This window comes from Streptomyces sp. NPDC041970, from assembly GCF_055588985.1.
Genome location: NZ_JBVJCD010000002.1, coordinates 1 through 22,982 on the forward strand (window position 1 = coordinate 1; position 22,982 = coordinate 22,982).

The following is a 22,982-nucleotide window of genomic DNA, read 5'->3' on the forward strand; positions in this document are numbered from 1 at the left end:
GTGAGCATCGAGGCGTCCACGGCGGAGGAGCCCTCCACCACGGTCCCGTCCGTGGCGATCTTCTCGCCGGGGCGCACCACGAACCGGTCCCCGACCCGCAGCGCGGCAGTCGGGACGGTCGTCTCGACGCCGTCGCGCAGGACCGTGACCTCCTTCGCCCCCAGCTCCAGCAGCGCCTTCAGCGCCGCCCCGGCCTTCCGCTTGGAACGGGCCTCGAAGTACCGCCCGGCGAGGATGAACGCCGTCACCCCGGCGGCGGCCTCCAGGTAGATGTTCCCGGCGCCGTCGCTGCGGGCGATGGTCAGCTCGAAGGGGTGCGTCATCCCGGCCGTGCCCGCGGTCCCGAAGAACAGGGCCCACACCGACCACAGGAACGCGGCCGACGTGCCGACCGAGATCAGCGTGTCCATCGTCGCCGCGCCGTGCTTCGCGTTGGTCCAGGCGGCGCGGTGGAACGGCCAGGCGGCGTACGTGACGACGGGGGCGGTCAGGGTCAGGCTCAGCCACTGCCAGTGGTCGAACTGGAGCGCGGGGACCATCGCCATCGCCACCACGGGGACGGCGAGGAGGACGGCGGTGACCAGGCGCTGGCGCAGGGTGGTGAGCCCGTCGTCCGCGCTCTCCGCCGCCGCGTCCGCACCGCCGCCGCAGGGGGAGTCGGCGGGTGACGCGGGTGGCGCGGGTGGCCGGGCGGTGTAGCCGGTGGCCTCGACGGTCGCGATCAGGTCCTGTACGGAGACATCGGCGTCCCGGTAGGTGACCTTGGCCTTCTCGGTGGCGTAGTTGACGGTGGCCTCGACGCCGTCCATCCGGTTGAGCTTCTTCTCGATACGGGCCGCGCACGAGGCACAGGTCATCCCGCCGATCGCCAGCTCGACCGCGGAGGCGCGGGGGGCCTCCCCGGCCTCGGCGGTGGCGGTGGGGGTGGAATGCGCGGTCACGGAGTCCTCCTCGATGGTGCTCTATACCCCCTAGGGGTATCTGGCCCTGTCCTCATGTATACCCCCCGCCCCTATGAAAGGCAAGGCGCGGAAGCGGAGAGTGACCGGTTCTGCGACACATGTGCACGTGATGTGTCACTCGTCTGCGGGGGCGGGTTCGCGCCAGATCGCGATCATGCGCTCAGATAGAGGGCTGGGCCGCCCGTCGGCCGACCCGTAGGCTGGCCATTGGACTAGACCTATAGCTGCGTTCTGGAGGAATGGGGAGAGCATGAGCAACCGTGCAGTCCTGGAGGTGATCGCTCTCGACGCGGAGGACGCGGTCGCGGCCCAGGCCGGAGGTGCTGACCGCCTTGAGCTGGTCACCGACATGGCCGCGGACGGCCTGACGCCGTCACGGGAGACCTTCGCGGCGGTCCGCTCCGCCGTGGACATCCCGCTGCGCGTGATGCTCAGGGTGGCGGACGGCTTCGCCGCCGGCGACGTCGAGGTGCTGGTCGGCAAGGCCCGCGAGATGCGGGCGGAGGGCGCCGACGAGTTCGTGCTCGGCTTCCTCGACGCCGACGGCCACCCCGACCTCGTGGCCGTCGAGCGGATCGTCGCCGAGCTGGACGGCTGCCGGTGGACGTTCCACCGCGCGATCGACCGGGCCGCCGACCGCGACACCCTGCGCAAGCAGCTCGCGGACCTGCCCGGCCTCGACGCGTACCTCACGGCGGGCTCGCCGGACGGGGTGGACGCCGGTGTCCCGACCCTCGTCGCGGAGGCCGCGCGCGACCAGGAGCCGGGCTACGAGCCGCGGATCCTCGTCGGCGGCGGCCTCCACCTGCACCACCTGCCCGAGCTGCGGGCGGCGGGCATCGACGCGTTCCACATCGGCGGCGCGGCCCGGCCCGCGGGCTGGTCGGCCCCGGTGGACGCGGCGGCCGTACGGGAGTGGCGCGAGGCGCTGGACGGCTGAGGACCGGGTCGGCCGGGGCGGCGGGGACCCGCCCCGGCCGGGCGGGCTCGGACGGGGGCCGACCGAGGGCGGGTCGCCGGACCTCGGCCGGTCGGTCGGTCGCGGTCCGTTCCGACCCGAGCCCGGTGTTCCGGCTCACGGGCCCGGCCCCGCGCCCGTGCCCCCCACCCGAGCCCCGCACCAAAGCTCACCATCCGAGCCCCGTACCGGGGCTCGCCATCCCCGCGCCCAGGCGCGCGACCCCCGCCCCTCAGCGCAACGCGTCCGGCAACGGCGCCGCGTGGAGCACCGTGAGTCCGGAGACCGCGCGGGTCAGGGCGACGTACAGCCGCCGCAGCCCCGTCCGTTCGTCCGGCTCGCCGTCCACCACGGCCGCCGGCTCGTCGAGCACCACGTAGTCGTACTCCAGCCCCTTGGCGAGCGACGCCGGGACCAGCGTCAGCCGGGACGCGGCGGTCGTCTCCTCGCCGGGCGCCAGATACGCGTGGCCCGCCGCCGTCAGCGCCTCGCCCAACCGCGGCAGCCGGGCGTCGGCCGCGATCAGCCCCACCGACCCCGCGTGGCGCAACGATTCCGCGCAGGCGGCGACGACCGCCGCGTCCAGGCCCTCGGGCCCCTCCGCCACCTCCCGGACCACGAGGGAGCCGGGGGACTCCCGTACCGACTCCACCGCCGCGAGCCCCGGCGAGATCACGGGCAGCAGCCGGGAGGCATACGCGATGACCTCGCGCGGCACGCGGAAACCGGCGGTCAGCTCCTCGACCACCGCGTCCGGCTTGCCCAGGTGGCGCAGCGCCTCCGCCCAGCTCTCCGTGGACCACGGGGTCGTCCCCTGGGCGAGGTCGCCCAGCACGGTGGCCGAACCGGTGGAGCAGCGGCGGCCGACCGCCCGGTACTGCATCGGGGACAGGTCCTGCGCCTCGTCGAGCACCACATGGCCGAGCGAGTGCGTCCGCGCCACCAGGTCGTTCGCCTCGTCGATCAGCACGGCGTCCGCCGCCGACCACCGGGCGGACCGCACGCCACGGGCGGGCTTCGCCCAGCGGATCAGCTTCTGCTCGTCCTCGCTCAGCAGCCCCTCGGCGTGCGCGGCCAGGAACTCCGCGTCCGAGAGCAGCCGCAGCACGAGCTTCTGCGGGTCGACGGCGGGCCAGACCGCCTTGACGGCGGCCTTGACCGCCGGGGTGCGGGCGACCGCGTTCTGCACCCGGTCGTCGGGCGCCTCGCCCGCCTCCTCCATCCGTACGAGGACGGCGTGCGCGATCCGCTGCGGCAGCGCCTCGTGCGCGGCCCCGTACCGCATGTCGCGGGCCAGCAGCTCGTCGACCATCTCCTGGACCTCGTACGCCGGCACCCGCCACCGGCGCGAGCCGCGCACCACGACGACGGGCTCGGCGGGGGCCGTCACGTGCGAGCGGAGCGCGCGGCGCAGCACCTCGGCCATCCGGGCGTCGCCCTTGACGACGGCGGCGGCCGCGTCGTCCGTGCCCCGGACCTCGACGCCCGCGCTCACCAGGTCGTCGACGGTGGCCTGCTGGACCGCCAACTCGCCCAGGGCGGGCAGGACCTGCTCGATGTAGTGGAGGAAGGACCGGTTCGGCCCGATGACCAGGGTGCCGGTGCGGGCCAGCCGGTCGCGGTGCGCGTACAGGAGGTACGCCACCCGGTGCAGGCCGACGGCGGTCTTCCCGGTGCCGGGCCCGCCCTGCACGCAGACCGTGCCGCCGAGGCCGCTGCGGACGATCTCGTCCTGCTCGGGCTGGATGGTGGCGACGATGTCGCGCATCGGGCCGACGCGCGGCCGTTCGATCTCCGCCTGGAGGAGCCGGCTGGTCCGCTCCACCTCGGCGGGGTCGGTCAGGTGCTCGTCCTCGTACGCGGTCAACTCGCCGCCGGTGTAGCCGAACCGGCGGCGCAACCCGACGTCTTGGGGGTTCTTCCGGGACGCCTGGTAGTACGGCTGGGAGACCGGGGCGCGCCAGTCGATGACCATCGGGTCCCCGGCGGCGTCGTGGACGTGGCGGCGCCCGATGTAGAACCGCTCGCCCTCCGCGCCCTCGGCCGCCTCGCCGCCGACGGCGCGCAGGTAGTCGAGGCGGCCGAAGAACAGCGGGGTGTGGGCGAGGTCGGCGAGCGCCTTGACGCGGTCGTCGATCTGGGCCTGGAGGACGGCGGCGTTGACCCAGTTCGCGGTCACGTCGCGGATGTCGAGGGCCTGGACGTCCTCGCGCATCCCCCGCAGGGCGGCGCGGGACGCGGCGAGATGGGCGCGCTCGTGCGCCAGGGGGTCGTGGGTGGGTTCGCTGTCGCTCGCGTGCGCGGGCACGGTGATGCCTCCGGCTCTTCAACACAGGACGGCGGACCGCGCTCCGGTGGTGTCGGAGCAGGGCGGTCCGCTCGGGAAGGTCGTATCCGTTGGTGTCGGCCGGTTTCCGTCCGGTCGGCGGCGCTCCCCCGGCTGCCGGCGGCGAAGGGCCGGTACCACGGTGCGGGAGGCGGGCAGAGCGGCGATTGTAGCCACAGCGGGCGGCGCCGGCGAACCGGAGGGCGGCCGGGGCCCCCGATGGGAGGGCGGAGGCGTCGGGGTCGCCCGTAGGGGACGGGCCCACCCGGAGCGGTACCGGGCGCCCGCCCGGACGGTACCGGAGGGCTACCCGCCCGGCCCCCCGCTCCCTCTGCGGGCCGACGCGCCCGAACGGGTGACGGGAGCACCATGGAGGCATGAGCGCAACCAGCGTGAACCCCCGCAGGACCGGCGCCGCGCACGGCGCGACCGCGGCCACCGGTCACCATCGACCCCATCGCGTCAAAGCCGCGGTACGCGCCGTGAAGGTGTTCGTGACGGCGGCGTTCGGCGTCGTCGTGCTGGGGGAGTACGCGCAGGACGCGGACCTCGTCACCGGCCGCGACCACTGAGCGCCCACCCTCCGCGTACGGGGGAGCCGCCGCGCTCCGCCCTCGGCGGCGGCCGGCCGCCGCAGCGGGACGGCGCGGTGTGGCGTCATGGCGCGTGCTGGGGCTCCCGCGCGTGATCCGCCAGCGCGATCTCTTCGGCCAGGGCGGCCCGGTAGGCGGTGATCCGAGCGGCACGGTTGGCGGTGAGGGCGCCGATCAGGCGTCCCGCGCGGTAGTAGGCGATGTCGAGGCGCTTGTTCTCGGGGTCGCGTTCGCGGACTTCGGCGTGGTCGGCGTAGCGGGGCAGGCCGACAGCGCGGAATCGGACGCCGTACTGCGTGGTCCAGAAGGAGGCGACGGGGCGGTAGGCCCTGGGGTCGCGGGGGTTGAGCAGATTGTGCGCGGCCGTCCGGGCCTGTTCGACGGCGTTGCTCCAGTGGCCCAGGTGGATGGGTTCGGGCGCGTGGGGGTGGGGGAAGCGCGTGATGTCGCCGGCGGCGACGACGCGATGGTCGGGTCGGCCGTCGGCCCCGAGGGCTCGGGTGAACGCGTCGGTGGCGAGGCCCCGGTCGGTGTTCAGGCCCGACGTGGCGAGCCAATCGGTGTGGGGCCTGTCTCCGAGGGCAAGGAGTGCGGTGTCGGCGGCGATGCGCCACGTGCTGTTGACCGTGGAGCCCTCGACGCGTTCGTGGCCGTGGAGCGCGGAGACCGTGCTGCTGGGAAGTATCTCGACGCCCGCGTCGTGGTGGAGCTGGGTGAGGAACGCGGCGGCCTGATGGCCGAGGGCTTCCTGCAGCAGGAGCGGTTCCCTCGACACGAGGGTGACCTCGTGGTCGAGCTCGCGTGCGACGGAGGCCACCTCGCAGCCGATGAATCCGGCGCCGACGACGAGCAGACGACGCCGTGCGGCGGTCAGGTCATCCCTGAGGGCCCGTGCGTCGTCGATGGTGCGGATGGCGTGCACGCCGGAACGGGGGCGGGGGCCGTCCCAGGGGCGGGCGCCGGCTCCCGTGGCGATGAGGAGTCCGTCGTAGGGCAGGACGGAGCCGTCGTCGAGGTGGACCTCCCGTGCGGTGGTGTCGAGGTGCAGGGCGCGGTACCCGTACAGCTCGGTCAGGCCGAGGTCGGCGGTCGGTCCGAGGGAGACGTCCGCGGGACCGGCCCGGCCGGCCAGGAACTCCTTGGACAGCGGGGGGCGGTCGTAGGGCGTGTGGCGTTCGGCGCCGACGAGGGTGAGGCGGCCCCGGTAGCCGGCGGCGCGCAGCGCCTGGACGCCGCGGAGGCCGGCCAGGGACGCGCCGACGACGACGATGTTCCGGGGGGCGGTGCTCACGGCGTCCCCTCGACCAGGATGGCTCGTACGGGGCAGGCGGCGGCGGCCTGGGTGACCTTGCCGTACAGGGCGGGGTCGGGCTCGGCGTCGTGGACGAGGTAGTCGTCGTCGTCGAAGGAGAAGACCTCGGGAGCGGCGAAGACGCACTGGCCGTGGCTCTCGCACAGATTCATGTCGACGGTGATCTTCACGGTCACGCTGCTGCTCCTTCTGGGGCTCGGGGGGCGGGCGGGTTGAAGCGGGAGTACTGGGGCGTGGTCCAGCGCAGGGGGGAGGCGTGGTCGGTCTGGACGACGCGGTGGACGGTGAACTCGACGACGCGCTGGGCGCCGGGGAGGGCGGCGGCGTGTTCGGGGTCCCAGTCGACGGTGGCGGTGCCGGTGAGCTGGAGGAGGGTGCCGGTGGCCCAGTCGGGCAGCAGGAGGCCGGCCTTGGGCTGGACTTCGATGTTGCCCAGGGTGCCGAACATGGCGTTGCCGATGTAGTCGGGCCAGCGCAGGAGTGTGGGGCTGAGGGCCTGGAGGAATCCGGGGTTGCCGCCGCGGTGGGAGGCGTCGGCATGGCCGTGCTGGTCGGCGGTGGCGATGAAGAAGGTGTCGGTCCGGGCGACGAGGTCGAGCTGGTGGGCGTTCAGCTCGCGGCCGTGGAGGGGTGGCGCCGGATCGGCGGGTTCCCTGACGGGCTGGCGTTTTTGGATGTACTTGGGGCAGTTCGCGTAGATCTGGTCGAGGTCGACGCGAAGCCCCTGCGGGGCGGGGCGGGCCTTGCCGTTCATCCGCATACGGCGGCGCGTGGCGGGCTCGATGGCGATCATGCCGAGGTGGGCGGTGCGGGTGAAGGCCTCGTGCAGCGGGTCGCCGGCTGCCGGAGTGGCGTTGACGGCCAGGGAGGCCGGGCCGGTGGCGGTGAGGAATCCGGGTTCGCCGGTCAGCAGGGAGGCCCAGAGGTCGCCGCGGGTGTCCGGGGCTCCGACGACGAGCATGGGCTGCTCGGCGAGGAAGTCGACGGCGACGTCGGGGATCTCGCTCTTGATGGCCGCGGAGGAGAAGTCGGCGTGGTCGCGCAGGCCGGCTCGCTCCTGAACGGTGCGTTCGCCCTGGTGGTAGACGCCCATGTCCGGCTCCTTTCCGATCGGTGCGGGTGTGCTGGGGCGGGGGGGGGGGGGGGGGGGGGGGGGGGGGGGGGGGTTTGGCGGGAGGGGGGGGGTGGGGGGGGGGGGGGTGGGTGGGGGGGGGGGGGGGGGTGGGGGTGGGGGGGGGGGGGGGGGGGGGGGGGGGGGGGGGGGGGCCGGGGGCCCCCCCCCCCCCCCTGGCCCGTGTTTCTAGAAGAAGCCGCAGGTGGGGGCGGCGCCGGTGGGGGCGGGCGCGCTCTCGGCGCCGCTCGGGGCGTAGATCTCCAGGCGGATGCCGTCGGGGTCGGTGAAGAAGATGCCGCCGGAGCCGGCGCCCTCGCCGTGGGAGACGACGCCGTCGTGGGCGAAGTCGGCGCCGAGTTCGCGCAGGACGGCTTCGGCGGTCTTGACGTCCTCGATGGAGTCGACCTGGAAGGAGAGGTGGTGCAGGCCGGCGGCGCCGGCGGTGAAGGCGGTGTCGCTCTGCTGCCACAGCGTCAGGACGAGGCGGCCGTCGCGGGCCAGGAAGGCCCAGCGCTGGGTGTCGTCCTTGCCCTCGGCGAGGATCTCGAAGCCGAAGACGCGGATGTAGAAGGGCAGTGACTTCTCGAGGTTGGTGACGTTGAGGCCGACGTGGCCGGTCTGCAGGGACTTGTCGGCGAGGGACTGCGTCATGGGGTGCCTCCGGTGAGTGGTGGGGCCGGACCGTCCGGCCTAACCGCTGAAAGGAACGTTAGAGGTTGACTGCACTTCAGTCAACCGGTGAAACTGCTTTCGATGGTTGAATTTGGCCATGTGGTCGCATAGACCCGCGACACGAAAGGTCAGAACTGATGAGCACAGAACCCGTCCGCGGACCCGACGCGGACCCCCGGCCCCTCACCGACGAACCGCTGCCGTTGGACCTGATGAACACCGTCTGGATCGACGAGGGCGTACGCCACGACCTGCTGGAGCGTCCCGGCGGTCTCATGACCTGGCTCGCGGCGGCGGGGTTCGCCGACGCCGTGCCGGCCAGTCAGGAGACTCTCGACGCGCTCCTCGTCACGCGCGCGGCCCTCGGCGCGCTCCTGGACGAGCGGACCGACCCGAAGGAAGCGATCAACGAACTGAACGAGACGCTCAGCCACGGCCGGATCCTGCGCGTCCTGAACGCGGAAGGGCCCGAGGCGGTCATCGACACCGACGCACCCAGTTGGCTGCCCGCGTGGAGTGCCGCCGAGAAGTACCTGCAACTGCTGGAGGAGAACCCCGACCGGATCCGCAAGTGCGCCAACCCCGAGTGCGTCCTGCACTTCTATGACGTCTCCAAGAACGGCGGGCGCCGCTGGTGCTCCATGGCCGGCTGCGGCAACCGGGCCAAGACCCGGCGCCACTACACCCGGCACCGCAAGGCCGCGCCGTCCGGCGAACCGTAGGCGCGGCGATGCCGGCGGCGGCCATCGGCTCCTCCCCGAGCCGATGACCGCCGCCGGCATCCTCCGGCCACGTCTCACACGGCCAGTACGTGTTCCACGCCCGCGCGCCGCTCCTTCAGCGCGGCCCGGCGGACCTTCCCCGATGCCGTCCGCGGCAGCACGTCGGTGAACTCCACGACACGGACGTGCTTCTCGGGAGGCAGTTCCCTCACGACGGCCGCGAGGATCAGCTCGGCGGTCGCCGCGTCCGGTGGGAACCCGCCCGCGGCGACCACGTACGCCTTGGGTTTCCACAGGCCGACCGGGTCCGGTACGGGAACGACCGCGGCGTCGGTGACCTGGGGCAGGCGCAGCAGAACCTGTTCCAGCTCCAGGGGGGAGACGCGGTGGTCGAACGACTTGAACATGTCGTCCGCGCGGCTGAGGTAGCTCACGTGTCCCTGCGCGTCGCGTACGGCGAGGTCACCCGTGCGGTACAGGCCGTCGGCGAAGACCCGCGCGGTGCGGTCGGGGTCGCCGGTGTAACCGCGCATCAGCCCCGCGGGCCGGTCGGCGAGCTGGACGCACAGTTCGCCGGGGGCGCCGTCCGGGACGGGCCCGCCGGATTCGGGGTCGACCAGCGTGAGCCGGTAGCCGGGCAGTGCCTTGCCGATGCGGCCGGCGACCGCCTGCTGGCCGGGGGTGGTGCCGATCTGAGCGGTGGTCTCGGTCTGGCCGAAGCCGTCGCGCAGCTCGATGGCCCAGGCCGCGCGGACCGCGGCGATCAGGGGCTCGTCCAGGGGTTCGCCGGCCGAGACCGCCTCGCGCAGGCGGGGCGGCCGGGCGCCGAGGCCCTGGGACACGAGGGCTCTCCAGACGGTCGGGGGCGCGCAGAAGGTCGTCGGCTCCCGGCTGCGCAGCACGTCGAGAACCCTGCCGGGCGTGGCCTGTTCGGCCGGCAGCGCGAGGACGGTGGCCTCCGCGTTGAAGGGGACGAAGAAACTGGACCAGGCGTGCTTGGCCCAGCCGGGCAGGGAGATGTTGAGGTGCAGGTCGCCGGGGGTGACGCCGTTCCAGTACATGCCGGAGAGATGGCCGACGGGGTAACTGGTGTGCGTGTGCTCGACCATCTTCGGCGCGGAGGTGGTGCCCGAGGTGAAGTACCGGAACAGCGGTGCGTCGGCCGGAGTCGTGCCGTCGGGGACGAAGCCGGTGGGCGCCTGGTGGGAGGTGGTGTAGTCGATCCAGCCGTCGACGGGCGGGCCGACGCTGATCGGGGTCCACCCGTTCGGGTGGGGGAAGCGGTCGGTGACGGCGGCTTCCGCGATGACGTGGCGGACCTGGCCGCGCGCCATGCGGTCGGCCAGTTCGGCCGGGGTGGCGGTGGTGTAGGTCGGGATGACGACGGCGCCGAGCTTGATCGCGGCGAGCGTGGCCTCCCAGACCGCCACCCGGTTGGCGAGCGCCAGCAGGATCGGGTCCCCGCGCCGCACGCCGTTGCCGCGCAGCCAGGCGGCGACCTGGTCGGAGCGGGCGGCGAGTTCGGCGTAGCTGAGCACCGTGTCGGTGTCCGGCGCCCCCTCGCCCACGAGGCGCAACGCGGGCCGTGTGTTGCCGTCGGCGACGACGTCGAACCAGTCGAGCGCCCAGTTGAACCGCTCGAGGACGGGCCAGCGGAACGCGGCGCGGGCGGCGTCCAGGTCGGTGCGGTGGGTCAGGAGCGTGTCGCGGGCGGTTCGGAAGGCGGTGTGGGCGGCGTTCGGCGTACGCATCACGGGGCCGTCCTCGCGCCCGCGGCGGCGAGCGGCCGGGCGGTGTGGTCGAGGGGGGCGAGCAGGGCTTCGGCGATGGCGTCGGCGTCCCGGTAGAACAGGGTGCGGCCGGTGCCGGGGCGGCTGGAGCCGACCTGGGTGAACCAGCGGGTGTGCTCGGTGGGGATCCCGAGGGCGAACAGGCCGGGGTGGGGGGTGCCGTCGGCGCTGATGACGCGGAACGGCGACGGCGTCACGTCCAGACCGCCCGTGCGGTGGTGTCCGTCGGGGCCCTGGATGGTGAAGGTGCGCACCAGGCCGTCCGCGATGAGCCGCTGGATGAACGGGGAGGTGTCGCGCTCCAGGTCGGGGGTGGGTATGCGGGCGTCGATGAGCGTGCGGGCCTGTCGGGTGGATCCGGGTACCTGGGGCGAGGAGACGGTGAACGTGCCGGATGCCTCGCTGGTGCCGAAACGGGTTCCGGGGCCGGCGATGTCGACGACGCCTTGGGTGATCAGGGCGTGGAGCTGCTCGACCCGTTCGAGCGGCGGGCCGGCCGAGAGCAGGGCGTTCATGGGCAGGAAGGCGCGGGTGAAGTCGTCGATGTGGGACCGGGGCAGCAGGCCGCCGAAGTCGACGGCTTCGCGCACGGTGTTGCGGATGTCGCGCAGCACGTCCAGGGCCGCCTTGAGCGGGCCGTCGGCGTTGCCGAGACGTGCCTGGTCGAGGTCCTCGCGCATGACGCCGAGGAGCACGGTACGGAAGTCGTCGGGGCCGGTGAACCGGGCGCCCTCGAAGGGGCGGGCCAGGGCCTGGAGGTCGATGGGCGGCAGGTCGTCCAGGTGGGCCGCGGCCAGGAGGGGCGCGACGTCGTGACCGCGGTGCAGGGCGTCGGCGAGCTCGCGGGCGAAGCGGGCGTCGTCGGATCCGTGCCGGACGCGGTGCGCGGTGGTGTAGTAGACGTAGGCGACCTCGTCGAGGAGCAGGGGCAGGACGTCCTGGGAGAAGTCGAGCTGGGCGCCGGCGGTGGTGGCGGCGCGGGCCGCGCGGGCGGCGGTGAGGGCGGCGCGGGTGAGGAACCTCGGCGTGTGGCTGTGGTCGGCGGGCTTCTGGTTGATGCCTCGGGCGGGGATGGGCAGGCCGCTGCGGGAGCCGGCGACGATGTGCGGTTCGCGGCCGGAGGGCACGTAGGCGTAGGTGCCGTCCGCCGCGGCTTTGAACTCGCCTCCTCTTCCGACGGTCAGGGAGAGCATCACGTCGTAGAAGGACAGGCCCAGGCCGCGGATGGCGACGGTGCTTCCGGCGGGGATCGTCGACTCGCCGAGCGGCATGTCGGCGGCGGAGTCACCGCGCAGGTAGTGCACGGCGTGGCGGGAGGCGAAGCCCTCCATCACGGCGTCGAAGTCGTCGGCGGCGTTGCGGGGATGGCCGGTGGCGAGGGTGACCCGGTCGACGGTGAGACTGCCGGGCGCGCCGTCGAGCTGGAGGAGGTAGGTGCCGTCGGGTTGCGGGGTGAGCGCGGTGACGGCGGCGTTGTGGCCGCGGAGCCGCACGTGGGCGGGCAGCGCCTCGGCGATGGTGCGGTGGACGTCCTTCAGGTAGCGGCCGTAGTCGGCGCGCGAGGCGTAGCCGTTGGGGCCCAGCGGCGTCTGGCCGGGCGGGGTGTTGGCCGCGTGCCACTGGCCGAGCGACGGCCCGGCGCCGGGGCGGGCGGGGCCCTCGTCGCTGTCGCCGGAGTACATGGTGATCTGGCTGACGACGGTGTTCATGGTGAACCAGGGGTCCTGGTCGGTGCGCCAGACCCGTCCCGCGCCGATCTCGGTGCTGTCGATGAGGTGCACGGTGACCGGCCGGGCGGACGCGCCGTCGGCGTCGTGTTCCTGGATGAGCCGGCAGGCCAGGCGTTCGAGGACGGACAGGCCGCGGGGGCCGCTGCCGATGACGGCGAGGTGGAGGGGGGCGGGGCTGGTGAGCACGGAGGTGTCCTTGTTGTCGCGGGTCAGGAGGGGCGGGCGCCCAGGGCGGCGATGCCCGAGGCATTCAGGGCGGCCCGGTCGTAGGCGTCCTGGACGTGGCCGAGCATCGTGAGGAGGTCTTCGGCGCGCAGGCTGAGGTCGCCGCTGTCGCGGGCGGTGGTGACGGGCATGGCGCCGGCCCGGTGCCACTGGAGGCTCCCGCGGGCGTCGATGAAGCTGCGGGCGCGCTGCGCGTTGTCGGCGTGCAGGCAGTAGGGGACGTCGAGGATGCCGCGCCGGAAGGCTCGGACGAGGCCCTGGCCGACGTCGGGGTGGAGTTCGAGGACGGCGTCGACCAGGGTGCGGGCCTCGGCGAGGACACCGAACTCGCCGGTGGGCCGGGGGATTTCGGGCGCGGTGCGGGCGGCCTGCGCGGCTTCCTCGAGCGCGCTGATGTTGTCGGCGATGGTGGGGATGCGGTGGGCCTCGGCGGGCGTCTTGACGATCATCCGCTCGGTGCGGGTGGCCGCGGCGAGGCGGGCGGAGTCGCGCAGGAGCTCCAGGGCGCCGTCGACGGTGCGGGGGAAGACCCCCATGTAGCTGTAGAGGACGACGTGCCAGTCGATGCCGTCGAGGTGTTCGGCCGCCAGGGTGCGCAGCGCGTGCAGTGCCTCGACGTCCTGATCGCGGTGGGTCTGCTGGGCGTAGCTGAGGGAGACGCTGGTCAGGCCGTGCTGGCGGAAGAAGACGCATTCCAGGACGGACAGGGCGACCAGAAGGCTCGGGGGGCAGAGCTGGCCGAGCATACAGCCGCCGAAACTCTCCAGGTGCGTGCCCGGGCGGGAGGCGAGCAGGTCGCAGCTACGGGCCCAGGCGTCGACGGAGTCGGTGATGGGGGTGCGGCTGTAGGGCAGGCAGTAGGAGATCGGTCCGCCCTCGGTGGCGTCCAGGCCGGAGTCGAGGACGGCCCGGATGATGTCGTACGGCTCGGCGGAGCCGTGGCGGACCTGGATGGCGAAGGGGTCGCCGGGAGCGGTGACCTTTTCCGTGAGGGCCCGCGTGGCGGCGGGGCCGTGCGCGACGATCGGGTATCCGTTGAGGTCGGAGCCGTTGTCGAGGGCGCGGCGGGCGGAGTCGTGGTCGCCGACGCGGGTGTAGCTGTCGAGGGTGATGGTGCCGACGACGCGGGCGCGGGCGCGTTTGACGGCGCTGAGGCCCTGGCCCATCTCGTCGAGGGTGGGCATTCCCATGCGGGGCTGGACGACGAGCTCGCCGTCGTGGCGGGCGCGGGCGATCGCGGTGGCGAAGGCGCCGAGCGGGCGGGCGGGCACGGGCGGGTGGTTCACGCCGCGGTCCCCTGCAGCACGGGGGCGGCACCGGCGAGGTAGCGGCGGAAGGGCGTGATGCCCGCGGCGTCCTCGAAGACGGCGTCGAAGCCGGCGGCCATGAGCGCCTGGCTGTGGGATGCGCCTTCGCCGCCGCGGATGCCGAGCTTGCCGCCGATGACCACCGTGAGGTCGGACAGGTCGGGCTGCTCGCGCAGGCGGCGGATGAGCCGGCCGCCGTCGAGGGCGCCGTGCCCGTTGACGCTGGAGAGGACCACCATGTCCGGTTTGACGCGGCGGCATTCGGCGATGAGCAGCTCGTCGGGGACGCAGGAGCCGATGTTGGTGACCTGGTGGCCGAGGTCCTCCAGGAGGAGCTGGAGGAAGACCAGGTTCCAGGTGTGGGAGTCGGAGGAGACGCTGGAGACCAGGACGCGCCGGCCGGGGGCGGTGGCCTGGGCGGAGGTGCCGTGGGTGGGCGCGGGCAGAGACATGAGGACGTTCTTTCCGGTGGCGTGTTCGGCGGCTGGACGGAGGGGCGGGACGGGGCGGGCCGGTCAGGGCGTGAACGGTGCGCCCCGTCCCGTCCGGTCAGGCGGCGGCGGTGACGCCGACGGGGCGGATGTCCTTGGTGGGCGTGCGGGCTTCGGCCGGGCGGGTGCGGATGGCGAGCACGGTGCACCCGGTGCGGCTGGACATCTGGTGCTCGGTGCCGGGGCCTTCGACGATGAGGTCGCCCTTGACGTAGGAGGGGCCGTCGCTGTGGTCGAGGACCCCGTCGAGGACGAGCATGAGCTCATGGCCGAGGTGCTCGTGGAAGTCACCGTGGGCGCCGGGCGGGAAGCGCAGCAGGAGGCCGACGGAGTCCTCGCCGTTCTCCGGGTCGGGGGCCCACAGCACGGCGTGTTCGACGCTGACCCTGCCCGGCTCGTTCCACGAGGTCCAGTCGAGGCTGTCCAGGTCGAAGCCGCTGCGGAACACGTTCTGGACGTAGAGGACGTTTTCCATGATCTCCCTCAGGCGCTTTTCACGAGGCGGACGCATTACCCGCCACGCGAAAAAGGCTACGGTTCGGGAAAACTGTTCGATCCGAATGTTTCCGATGGGAGATATTCGGGTGGCCGATGGTCCTGAAAAGGCTTCGGGAAAGCACGACGGCACGGCCGTCGACGGAAGGGTGATTCCGTCGGCGGCCGTGCCGGGTTCCGTTTTCTTATGTGCTCACGAGGCGATGCCCGCGGAGACGCCGCGCGTCGGGCCGGGCAAGGTGGCGGTCAGCGGGGGGACGGCCGCCAGGTGGATGTCGTCGCTCGTGGGGGCGGGGAGCCGGCGGATGAGTTCCGCGACGGACTGGGCGGCACGGCCCAGGTGGTCGGGTCGCGCGTAGACGAGGCGCACGTCGAGCTCGGCGTACGGCAGGGTGGGCACGATCTGCAGGTGCTGCCCGGCCAGCGAGGCGTCGGGCGGTAGCATGGCCAGCCCGTAGCCGGCGCGCGCGAGTTCGCGGACACCGCCGACCGACCCGGCCTCGATGACGTGGGCGTCGATCCCGTACCGGCTGCGCAGGGCTTTGACCAGGGGAAGGTGGCTCGTGCACTCGGCGTTGACGGTCAGCACCCGCATCGGGCGCAGGGCTTCGCCGGGGCGAGGGGCGTTGGCCAGCGAGGGGGCGGCGACCGGGGCCAGGGTGAGGGGTGGCAATGTCTCCGTGACGAGGTCCGCGGGCAGGGCGGGAGCGTCTGCCGCGAGCGCGACCAAGGCGAGAGCCAACTCTCCGCGCAGGACGTCCTCGGCGAGACTCCGGGTGCTGGTGGGCCGCGGGGAGATCTGGACCTTGGGGTAGCGGTAGCGGGCTTCGCGGACCAGGTGGCCCAGGCGCTGCTCCATGAGGAGAGGGTCGGCGCCGACGGAGACCCGCCCCTCCACCTCCCCCCGGGGGTGCAAGGCGCCGGTCAGCTCGTCCATCGTCTTGAAAATCCGCTCGGCGTATTCCTTGACGATTTCTCCGTGCGGAGTGAGGGAAACGCCGTGGGGGAGCCTCCGGAACAGCGGATGCCCGAGCTTCGTCTCCAGCGCCTTAATGTGTCCGGTGACGCTCGACTGGGCATATCCGAGATTATACGCGGCTCTCGTGACGCTTCCCTGGTGGGCTACTTCACGGAAGGTACGCAGATGATGAAAGGCAAGATCCAAAACCATGGCTGTCCCCAAGAGTGAGAGATCCGGCGTCGGAACGAACCCCGGTGGCGGCTCTGCCGCCGACGGGACTCGTTCGTCGAACAGTTCTGCGAGAACGCTCCTCCGGGTCGCACCGGCCCTCCTCGTCGCACTCGCCTCGAGTGCCGGCGCAGCGTATCCTGCCGCATCAGGATTCTAACGCGTCTCTGCGGATACCCCCGTTAGAATGTGATCGTGACATGCCGTCGCCTCCCTCGGCAAGTCAGCCGGAAGGTAAGCCCGTTGAAGGACACCGCATGACCCCCCACGCGCCCCCCGCCCCCCACGCCCCCGCCGAAGGCCCGCCGTTGCTCGGAGAGCCTCTCGCCCTGGAGTTCGTCAACACCCACTACGCCGTGCGCGGCGCCCTGCGCGACGGCCTGGCCGGACCCGGGGAGCTGACCTGGTGGCTGTGGGCCTGCCGCGAACGCTTCACCACCGACCTGCCCGATGAGACCCTGCGCCACGTCGGTCCGGCCGACGTGATCGGCTTCCAGCAACTGCGCGATGCCGCACGCCGGCTCATCGACGCCCGCACGCACGAACACGCGCCCGACCAGCGGGACGTCGCCCAGTTGAACCGGGCGGGCGGCCTCGGGCGCTCCTGGCCCGTCCTGCTGTGGAACGCCGACGGCCGCCCGACGGCCGCCCGGGCCGGCTCGTGCAGCCCCCTGCTGGAGTGCCAGGCCGAACTCGCCCACTCCACCGTCACCCTGCTGATATGCGAAAGCGTCGACATCAAGCCCTGCCTCGCGCCGGGCTGCGTGCTCTACTTCGAACGCAACCCGCCGCGGCGCGAGTGGTGCTCGCCGGGCTGCGGCAACCGGGCCCGCGCGGCACGCCACTACAGCCGCCATCGCACCCCCAGCGATTGACCGAAGTGTCTAATGCTTCTTTCTGGAATCAGCGTTAGAGGTCGGGTGACGTGCTGGTATCGGTCCCTCCCATATCAGGCATCTGCGAAGCGATCGGGAACCCCCTGTCCGCGGCCCTACCTTCGAGAGCGGACCAGCCGCGCTGCGCCCACGGTCCCGCTCCACCGCCCCTCCCCGGCCTGTCCGACCTCGGGCCGGCCCCACCGGGGCGATGAACTGCCGTCAGACAGATAAGGACCCTCGATGCCTTCCATACGTCCGAGCCGCCGTTCCGCCAAGGCCGCCATCGCCGGCCTCGTGCTGGCCGCCGCCGTCTCCACGGCCCCCGCCAACGCGGCCCCCTTGGACACGGGCTCCGACACGCGTACGACGCCCGACCGCGTCCTGTACTGGAACAACGCCCTTCTGGACGCCTTCCGCCAGGTCGGCGGCACACCGGGTCCGCTGACCCGCGGCGGCGCCATGATGAACCTCGCCATCTACGACGCCGTCAACTCCATCTCGACCATCGGCAAGCCGTACCTCACCAAGGACGCTTCCGCGGCGTCCCAGACCGGGGCGGTTGACTCCGCCGTCGACCACGCCGCGTACACCGCGCTGAAGGGCGCCTTCCCGAGCGTCGACTTCACCGCGGCGTTCGACGCCGCCCGTGCCCTGCCGGACCGCGGGACCGCTGAGCAGCAGCAGTTGGGCAGCCGACTGGGCGTCAAGACCGCCAACGCGATCATCACCGACCGCGCCAACGACGGGTCCACCGACACCACCCCGTACGTCGCCACCGCGGGCCCCGGCCACTGGATCCCGGCTCCCAACAAGCCGGTCGGGGGCGCGAACTGGGGCAAGGTCAAGCCGTTCACGCTCACCAGCGGCTCGGAGTTCCGTCCGGCCAAGCCGGCCGGGTTCACCACCCCGGAGCAGATGCTCAAGAGCCCCGAGTACGCGGCCCAGGTCAACGAGATCAAGGCGATCGGCGGTAAGAACTCCACCGTCCGCACACCCGAGCAGACCCAGATCGCGCACTACTGGGCCAACGACGTCGACGGCACCTACAAGCCGGTGGGCCAGCAGTACGACCACACCATCGCGATCTACAAGCAGCACCGGCCCCACGGCACCTCCTTCGACTCCGCCAAGCTGTTCGCGAAGCTGTCGGTCTCCCTCGCGGATGCCGCCATCGCGATCTGGGACTCGAAGTTCAACACCGACTGGGACCTGTGGCGCCCGGAGCACGCGATCAACTTCGCCGACCAGGTGCCCAACCCCGATCTCGTCGCCGACCCGACCTGGAAGCCGCTGGAGAGCGACACGGCCGGCAACAGCTTCAGCCCGAACTTCCCGGCCTACGTCTCCGGCCACTCCGGCATCGCCGCCGCGTGGGCCGGTGCGGTGAAGAACCACTTCAACCGCAACGACCTGACGTTCACCGCCGGCACCGACGACCCGTACGCCAAGGGCGTCACCCGTACCTTCACCTCCTTCACCGCCGCCGCCCGGGAGAAGGCCGCCAGCCGTAAGTACATCGGCGTCCACTACGAGTGGGACAACGCCGCCGCGCTGACGCTGGGCTACCAGGTCGCCCACAAGGCCGTCGCCCGCTTCTAGCCCCACACCCCCGGGTGTGCCGGGGCGCCGCCCTTCCCCCCCCGTGGCGGCCGCCCCGGCACACCCCTTCTCCCCTCCCCTCCTCCGCACCAACAGGAGCTGCTGACCGATGGCAGACACACCGCTGACCGCCGTCCCCGAAGCCCCGGCGCCCGTGCCCGGCCGCCTGGCGAGCAAGGCCCCGGCCCGGCCCCCGCTCGTCGCGGTCGCCGTCTCCACCACCGCGGCCGTCGCCGCTCTGACCGCGCTCGTCGCGATCGGCGCCGTCCTGCACCAGCCGATGCTCGTTCCGCCGCTCGCCGCCAGCGCCGCCCTCGTCTACGGGGCCTCGGCCCTGCCGCTGTCCCAGCCGCGCAGCGTCATCGGCGGACAGCTCGTCTCCGCGGTCGTCGGCTTCCTCACCCTCGCCGCCGCCGGATCCTCCACCTGGGCCGCCGCTCTGGCGGGCGGCCTCGCCCTCGGCGCCATGATGCTCGCCCGCACCCCGCACTCCCCCGCCGCCGCGACCGCCGTCATCGTCGTCGTCACGCAGCCCCCGACGCTGCTGTTCCTCGCGCTCCTGGCCCTGGCCACCGTCGTCCTGGTCGCCGTCGGCCTCGCCCGCTCCGCGCTCGACCCCGCAGCCCCCCGCTACCCCGTCTACTGGTGGTGATCTCTCCCCGTGTCGAGCCGCTACGCCCAGTTGCTGTTCACCCCTGACGTACAGCACCACCAGGACGCCGTCGGCAGCGGGAGGGCCTACCGGCACATGGCGGCCGCCGCGGGCCCGGAACCCGACCGGTTGGGCCCCGACGAGCAGGAGTTCGTCCTCGAGCGGGACAGCTTCTACCTGGCCAGCGTCAACACCGGCGGCTGGCCCTACGTCCAGCATCGCGGCGGACCTCCGGGCTTCCTGCAACCGCTTGACGGCCGCACTCTGGCCTTCGCCGACTTCCGCGGAAACCGGCAGTACATCACCAACGGCAACCTCGACAGCGAGAACCGCGTCGCCCTGATCCTGATGGACTACCCCCACCAAACCCGGCTGAAGATCCTCGGCCGGGCCCGCGTCGAGGCCCTCGCCGACCACCCCCGCCTCGCCGAACGGCTCCGGCCCGTCGACTACGGCCACCCCCTCGTCGTCGAGCGCCTGGTCGTCATCGACGTCGAGGCCTTCGACTGGAACTGTCCGCAGCACATCACCCCCCGGTTCACCGCCGCCGAATTCGAGCAGGCCCTCGACCCGGTCCGGGCCCGCATCGACCGTCTCGAACAGGACAACGACGCCCTGCGCAGAGCCCTCACCGACCACGGCATCCCCGACCCCACCGGAGGGAAGCGCACCGCCGACTGACCATGGCATCCCCGACCCCGCCGGCGGGAAGCGCACCGCCGACTGACCACGGCACGGAGCCGTCGGCCGACACCGCCCACGGGCCGGTCGTCCCACGGCGCCGGGACCCGCCGCGGGCAGACCCGGTGAGCCTCACGCAACGCCGGCGACCACGGCCCCCCGGCCCCGCCGTCCCGAAGCGATCCGGCCGCACTCCGCCCCGGACGTACCACCACCGCTCGGGCGCCGGCGCGCCGGACGCGGCCCGGGGCCCGGCGGCCAACGCCCCTACGCTCCCGCGCCCTACGCCCGGTCGCCGCGTCGGCGGAACCGCTCCGGCGGCGTCCGCCGCCCCGCGCGGAACGCCTCGACCGCCTCGTGCGGCGGCGCGGCCGATCCCGCGAACAGCGCGGACCCGTCCGGTGCCACGTAGATCCGGCCGCCGCCGCGCACCGCGTGCGCGACCACCACGGCACCGTCGTCCGGCAGGAGCCCCACGCTCAACGGGGCGTCCTCCGGGGCCATCCGCCGCCAGTGCCCCACGCCCACGTCGATCAGCCGCCGCTGCTCGGGGGTGGCCCGGTCCACCGGCCCGAGCACCCTGGGCACGGTCCGCCCCTCAGCTCTCGGTCAGCAGCTCGTCGGCGTCGACGATCCGGTACGCGTACCCCTGCTCGGCCAGGAAGCGCTGGCGGTGCGCCGCGAAGTCCTGGTCGATCGTGTCGCGGGCGACCACCGAGTAGAAGCGGGCCTCGTGGCCGTCGGCCTTGGGCCGCAGGACGCGCCCCAACCGCTGCGCCTCCTCCTGCCGCGAGCCGAACGTCCCGGACACCTGGATCGCCACGGTGGCCTCCGGCAGGTCGATGGAGAAGTTGGCGACCTTGGAGACGACCAGGACGCTGATCTCCCCGTTGCGGAACGCGTCGAAGAGCTTCTCGCGCTGGGCGTTGCTGGTCTCGCCCTTGATGACCGGGGCGTTTAGGTGCTCGCCCAGCTCGTCGAGCTGGTCGATGTACTGGCCGATGACCAGGGTCTGCTCGCCCTGGTGCTTGCGCACCAGCGCCTCGGTCACCTTCCGCTTGGTGGCCGTGGTCGCGCAGAAGCGGTACTTCTCCTCCGCCTCGGCCGTGGCGTACGCCAGCCGCTCGGCGTCGGTGAGGTTGACCCGTACCTCGACGCAGTCGGCGGGCGCGATGTAGCCCTGCGCCTCGATCTCCTTCCACGGGGCGTCGAACCGCTTGGGTCCGATCAGCGAGAACACGTCCGACTCGCGGCCGTCCTCGCGCACCAGGGTGGCGGTGAGCCCGAGCCGGCGGCGGGCCTGGAGGTCGGCGGTGAACTTGAAGACCGGCGCGGGCAGCAGGTGCACCTCGTCGTAGACGACCAGGCCCCAGTCGCGGGAGTCGAACAGCTCCAGGTGCGGGTAGACGCCCTTGCGCCGGGTCGTCAGCACCTGGTAGGTGGCGATGGTGACGGGCCGGATCTCCTTCCGCGTCCCGCTGTACTCGCCGATCTCGTCCTCGGTCAGCGACGTCCGCTTCACCAGCTCGTGCTTCCACTGCCGGGCGGAGACGGTGTTGGTGACCAGGATCAGCGTGGTCGCCTTGGCCTGTGCCATCGCACCCGCCCCCACCAGGGTCTTGCCGGCGCCGCAGGGCAGCACCACGACGCCCGAGCCGCCGTGCCAGAACCCCTCGACGGCCTGCCGCTGGTACGGCCGCAGCGCCCAGCCGTCCTCGGCCAGCTCGATCGGGTGGGCCTCGCCGTCCACGTAACCGGCGAGGTCCTCGGCGGGCCAGCCGAGCTTCAGCAGCGTCTGCTTGATCTGCCCGCGCTCGGAGGGGTGCACGGCCACGGTGTCGGGGTCGATCCGGGCGCCGACGAGCGGCTGCACCTTCTTCGACCGCAGGATCTCCTCCAGCACCGGCCGGTCGGTGGCGGTGAGGACCAGTCCGTGCACGGGGTGCTTGGACAGGGTGAGCCGCCCGTACCGCGCCATCGTCTCGGCGATGTCGACCAGGAGCGCGTGCGGCACGGGGTAGCGGGAGTACTCGACGAGCGCGTCGACGACCTGCTCGGCGTCGTGCCCGGCGGCGCGGGCGTTCCACAGCCCGAGCGGGGTGACCCGGTACGTGTGGATGTGCTCGGGCGCACGCTCCAGCTCCGCGAACGGCGCGATCACCCGGCGGCAGGCGTCCGCCAGCTCGTGGTCGACTTCGAGGAGCAGCGTCTTGTCGCTCTGGACGATGAGGGGTCCGGTCACGCGCTTCGGCCCTTTCTGCGGGGTTGCGGCCGCCGATGCGGCCAAACGTCCAGTGTGCCGCATCGGGGGCCGGTACGGGATGGGCGTGCGCCGCCCCAGGACGCTCCCGGTGCAGGCCCCCCGGCTCAGGGCGACCCGCTCGGGCCCCCGGCTCAGGGCGTGCGGGCGGGGGGCCGGCCGAAGCGGACCGGGACGCCGGGGGAGTACAGCACGCTCACCGGGTCGCCGGCCGGCGCGGGCAGCCCGGCGGCCGCCACCAGGTCCTCGTCGCAGTCGACCAGCTCCGCCCGGTGCAGGGGCCAGCGGGGGTGGACGTTGGGCAGGTACAGGGTCCGCCCGTGGAACCCGGTGTGCAGGGCCCAGCGGGCGGTCAGGAAGTGCTCCAGCGGCGTCGGCTCCCCGATCGCCTCCCCGGCCCGCAGCACGATCCTGCTCCGCGCCCCGCGCGGACCGGGCCAGCGTCGGGTGCTGGTGTACGTGAGGGTGTCGCCGGAACGCGCCACGCCCATCCGGGACCAGACGTACGGCAACCGGAACGCGGCCCGCGCCACCAGGACCGGAAGCAGCCGCGAGGCGTCGAGCGAGCGGAAGACGACACCGCGCCGCCCGCGCTCGTCCACGGAGTACAGCCGGACGTTGGTCTCGGGGAACGACCCCAGGTACGGGACGCCGGGCAGCCCGAGCCACCCCACCCGGTGCATCCGGAACGCCACGAGCCCCACGTACGTCGTCCCCTCGAACGTGTCCGGCACGGTCCCCGGCGGCAGCAGCGGCGCGACGTCCGCCGGGTCGACGGCCCAGTGCAGGAACGCGAGGTCGAGCCACGACTGCGTGAGCAGCGGCCGCGCGGGCGCGGCGGGGGGATCGGGCGCTATCGGCTCGGGGCTCCGGTCGGTGAAGGACATCCCCGCAGCATCGCAGACGGGCCGGCGGCCCCCGCGTGGGCGGTGGGGCAGATCCTCCCCGGTGAGGGCGGCGTCGGGCCCACCCGGACGAGTGGCATCCCTAGGCAATGCCGTTTCACGGGCACTATCGTCAGGTCAT

Annotated in this window: 22 protein-coding genes and 1 pseudogene; 7 read left to right on the plus strand and 16 right to left on the minus strand. The window is 73.0% G+C overall.

Annotation, left to right across the window (positions count from 1 at the left end):
• The coding region (locus ACZ6EJ_RS01270; RefSeq protein WP_469263625.1) for a heavy metal translocating P-type ATPase at positions 1-941 on the minus strand (941 nt) is incomplete at its 3' end.
• A gap of 271 nt (positions 942-1,212) precedes the next feature.
• On the opposite strand from ACZ6EJ_RS01270, the gene ACZ6EJ_RS01275 reads away from it, so the two are divergent.
• A complete protein-coding gene (locus tag ACZ6EJ_RS01275) occupies positions 1,213-1,902 on the plus strand; it encodes a copper homeostasis protein CutC (protein ID WP_469263626.1) in 690 nt (229 codons plus the stop codon).
• A 250-nt stretch (positions 1,903-2,152) separates the two neighbouring features.
• Here ACZ6EJ_RS01275 and ACZ6EJ_RS01280 read toward each other — a convergent pair whose 3' ends face one another.
• The gene (locus ACZ6EJ_RS01280) at positions 2,153-4,228 is read right to left on the minus strand and encodes a HelD family protein (protein ID WP_469263627.1); all 2,076 of its coding nucleotides are present in this window, start codon (positions 4,226-4,228) and stop codon (positions 2,153-2,155) included.
• Between the two features lie 395 nt (positions 4,229-4,623).
• Here ACZ6EJ_RS01280 and ACZ6EJ_RS01285 point away from each other — a divergent pair, with 395 nt between their 5' ends.
• Complete coding sequence (locus ACZ6EJ_RS01285; RefSeq protein WP_469263629.1) at positions 4,624-4,818, plus strand: hypothetical protein; 195 nt, start codon at positions 4,624-4,626, stop codon at positions 4,816-4,818.
• An 85-nt stretch (positions 4,819-4,903) separates the two neighbouring features.
• On the opposite strand, the gene ACZ6EJ_RS01290 is transcribed toward ACZ6EJ_RS01285, so the two are convergent.
• The 4 genes from ACZ6EJ_RS01290 to ACZ6EJ_RS01305 all read right to left on the minus strand — a co-directional run bounded on the left by ACZ6EJ_RS01290 (position 4,904) and on the right by ACZ6EJ_RS01305 (position 7,916).
• Positions 4,904-6,130 carry an NAD(P)/FAD-dependent oxidoreductase gene (locus tag ACZ6EJ_RS01290; RefSeq protein WP_469263631.1) on the minus strand — a complete coding sequence of 409 codons (1,227 nt, stop codon included), beginning with the start codon at positions 6,128-6,130 and terminating at the stop codon, positions 4,904-4,906.
• Entirely contained in the window at positions 6,127-6,321 is a 195-nt protein-coding gene (locus ACZ6EJ_RS01295) for a ferredoxin (RefSeq protein WP_469263973.1), read from the minus strand. The genes ACZ6EJ_RS01290 and ACZ6EJ_RS01295 overlap by 4 nt, the downstream gene beginning before the upstream one ends.
• Positions 6,322-6,323: 2 nt before the next feature.
• Complete coding sequence (locus tag ACZ6EJ_RS01300) at positions 6,324-7,244, minus strand: pyridoxamine 5'-phosphate oxidase family protein (protein WP_469263633.1); 921 nt, start codon at positions 7,242-7,244, stop codon at positions 6,324-6,326.
• A 207-nt stretch (positions 7,245-7,451) separates the two neighbouring features.
• Positions 7,452-7,916 carry a VOC family protein gene (locus ACZ6EJ_RS01305; RefSeq protein WP_469263635.1) on the minus strand — a complete coding sequence of 155 codons (465 nt, stop codon included), beginning with the start codon at positions 7,914-7,916 and terminating at the stop codon, positions 7,452-7,454.
• Positions 7,917-8,074: 158 nt separating this feature from the next.
• Between ACZ6EJ_RS01305 and ACZ6EJ_RS01310 the strand changes: the two genes are divergently transcribed.
• Complete coding sequence (locus ACZ6EJ_RS01310; protein ID WP_469263637.1) at positions 8,075-8,659, plus strand: CGNR zinc finger domain-containing protein; 585 nt, start codon at positions 8,075-8,077, stop codon at positions 8,657-8,659.
• A gap of 74 nt (positions 8,660-8,733) precedes the next feature.
• Here ACZ6EJ_RS01310 and ACZ6EJ_RS01315 read toward each other — a convergent pair whose 3' ends face one another.
• From ACZ6EJ_RS01315 to ACZ6EJ_RS01345, 7 genes and pseudogenes are all read right to left on the minus strand, one after another.
• Positions 8,734-10,410 (minus strand): AMP-binding protein, encoded by a 1,677-nt coding sequence (locus ACZ6EJ_RS01315; RefSeq protein ID WP_469263638.1) that lies wholly within the window; start codon positions 10,408-10,410, stop codon positions 8,734-8,736.
• Positions 10,410-12,365, minus strand: coding sequence for an FAD/NAD(P)-binding protein (locus ACZ6EJ_RS01320; RefSeq protein ID WP_469263640.1), 1,956 nt, complete (start codon positions 12,363-12,365; stop codon positions 10,410-10,412). The genes ACZ6EJ_RS01315 and ACZ6EJ_RS01320 overlap by 1 nt, the downstream gene beginning before the upstream one ends.
• A gap of 23 nt (positions 12,366-12,388) precedes the next feature.
• Entirely contained in the window at positions 12,389-13,690 is a 1,302-nt protein-coding gene (locus ACZ6EJ_RS01325) for a methylaspartate mutase (RefSeq protein ID WP_469263642.1), read from the minus strand.
• On the minus strand, positions 13,687-14,163 hold the full coding sequence (locus ACZ6EJ_RS01330; protein ID WP_469263644.1) for a cobalamin B12-binding domain-containing protein: 477 nt from the start codon (positions 14,161-14,163) through the stop codon (positions 13,687-13,689). Before ACZ6EJ_RS01330 ends, ACZ6EJ_RS01325 begins: the two co-directional genes overlap by 4 nt.
• 97 nt (positions 14,164-14,260) lie before the next feature.
• Positions 14,261-14,677 carry a cupin domain-containing protein gene (locus ACZ6EJ_RS01335; RefSeq protein ID WP_469263646.1) on the minus strand — a complete coding sequence of 139 codons (417 nt, stop codon included), beginning with the start codon at positions 14,675-14,677 and terminating at the stop codon, positions 14,261-14,263.
• Positions 14,678-14,890: 213 nt separating this feature from the next.
• A complete protein-coding gene (locus ACZ6EJ_RS01340) occupies positions 14,891-15,634 on the minus strand; it encodes a LysR substrate-binding domain-containing protein (protein WP_469263974.1) in 744 nt (247 codons plus the stop codon).
• Positions 15,635-15,682: 48 nt separating this feature from the next.
• A pseudogene (locus tag ACZ6EJ_RS01345) lies at positions 15,683-15,868 on the minus strand (helix-turn-helix domain-containing protein); the annotation flags it as partial.
• A gap of 275 nt (positions 15,869-16,143) precedes the next feature.
• Here ACZ6EJ_RS01345 and ACZ6EJ_RS01350 point away from each other — a divergent pair.
• The 4 genes from ACZ6EJ_RS01350 (at position 16,144) to ACZ6EJ_RS01365 (ending at position 19,696) form a co-directional block, all read left to right on the plus strand.
• Positions 16,144-16,761: a CGNR zinc finger domain-containing protein gene (locus ACZ6EJ_RS01350; RefSeq protein WP_469263648.1), complete on the plus strand. Its 618-nt coding sequence runs from the start codon at positions 16,144-16,146 to the stop codon at positions 16,759-16,761.
• A 243-nt stretch (positions 16,762-17,004) separates the two neighbouring features.
• A complete protein-coding gene (locus tag ACZ6EJ_RS01355; RefSeq protein ID WP_469263649.1) occupies positions 17,005-18,363 on the plus strand; it encodes a vanadium-dependent haloperoxidase in 1,359 nt (452 codons plus the stop codon).
• Positions 18,364-18,472: 109 nt separating this feature from the next.
• On the plus strand, positions 18,473-19,015 hold the full coding sequence (locus ACZ6EJ_RS01360; RefSeq protein ID WP_469263650.1) for an HPP family protein: 543 nt from the start codon (positions 18,473-18,475) through the stop codon (positions 19,013-19,015).
• A 9-nt stretch (positions 19,016-19,024) separates the two neighbouring features.
• Positions 19,025-19,696: a pyridoxamine 5'-phosphate oxidase family protein gene (locus tag ACZ6EJ_RS01365; RefSeq protein WP_469263651.1), complete on the plus strand. Its 672-nt coding sequence runs from the start codon at positions 19,025-19,027 to the stop codon at positions 19,694-19,696.
• Positions 19,697-19,978: 282 nt separating this feature from the next.
• Here ACZ6EJ_RS01365 and ACZ6EJ_RS01370 read toward each other — a convergent pair whose 3' ends face one another.
• From ACZ6EJ_RS01370 to ACZ6EJ_RS01380, 3 genes are all read right to left on the minus strand, one after another.
• Entirely contained in the window at positions 19,979-20,284 is a 306-nt protein-coding gene (locus ACZ6EJ_RS01370; protein WP_469263652.1) for a hypothetical protein, read from the minus strand.
• A gap of 10 nt (positions 20,285-20,294) precedes the next feature.
• Positions 20,295-21,938, minus strand: coding sequence for a DNA repair helicase XPB (locus ACZ6EJ_RS01375; RefSeq protein WP_469263653.1), 1,644 nt, complete (start codon positions 21,936-21,938; stop codon positions 20,295-20,297).
• Between the two features lie 152 nt (positions 21,939-22,090).
• Entirely contained in the window at positions 22,091-22,843 is a 753-nt protein-coding gene (locus ACZ6EJ_RS01380) for a YqjF family protein (protein ID WP_469263654.1), read from the minus strand.
• Between the last annotated feature and the right edge of the window lie 139 nt (positions 22,844-22,982).

Coding starts and splice junctions, on each gene's coding strand:
- ACZ6EJ_RS01275 (WP_469263626.1), top strand. CDS start 1,213: ATGAGCAACCGTGCAGTCCTGGAGGTGATCGCTCTCGACGCGGAGGAC.
- ACZ6EJ_RS01335 (WP_469263646.1), bottom strand. CDS start 14,677: ATGGAAAACGTCCTCTACGTCCAGAACGTGTTCCGCAGCGGCTTCGAC.
- ACZ6EJ_RS01350 (WP_469263648.1), top strand. CDS start 16,144: ATGACCCCCCACGCGCCCCCCGCCCCCCACGCCCCCGCCGAAGGCCCG.
- ACZ6EJ_RS01315 (WP_469263638.1), bottom strand. CDS start 10,410: ATGCGTACGCCGAACGCCGCCCACACCGCCTTCCGAACCGCCCGCGAC.
- ACZ6EJ_RS01330 (WP_469263644.1), bottom strand. CDS start 14,163: ATGTCTCTGCCCGCGCCCACCCACGGCACCTCCGCCCAGGCCACCGCC.
- ACZ6EJ_RS01380 (WP_469263654.1), bottom strand. CDS start 22,843: ATGTCCTTCACCGACCGGAGCCCCGAGCCGATAGCGCCCGATCCCCCC.
- ACZ6EJ_RS01355 (WP_469263649.1), top strand. CDS start 17,005: ATGCCTTCCATACGTCCGAGCCGCCGTTCCGCCAAGGCCGCCATCGCC.
- ACZ6EJ_RS01310 (WP_469263637.1), top strand. CDS start 8,075: ATGAGCACAGAACCCGTCCGCGGACCCGACGCGGACCCCCGGCCCCTC.
- ACZ6EJ_RS01340 (WP_469263974.1), bottom strand. CDS start 15,634: ATGGACGAGCTGACCGGCGCCTTGCACCCCCGGGGGGAGGTGGAGGGG.
- ACZ6EJ_RS01285 (WP_469263629.1), top strand. CDS start 4,624: ATGAGCGCAACCAGCGTGAACCCCCGCAGGACCGGCGCCGCGCACGGC.
- ACZ6EJ_RS01300 (WP_469263633.1), bottom strand. CDS start 7,244: ATGGGCGTCTACCACCAGGGCGAACGCACCGTTCAGGAGCGAGCCGGC.
- ACZ6EJ_RS01305 (WP_469263635.1), bottom strand. CDS start 7,916: ATGACGCAGTCCCTCGCCGACAAGTCCCTGCAGACCGGCCACGTCGGC.
- ACZ6EJ_RS01360 (WP_469263650.1), top strand. CDS start 18,473: ATGGCAGACACACCGCTGACCGCCGTCCCCGAAGCCCCGGCGCCCGTG.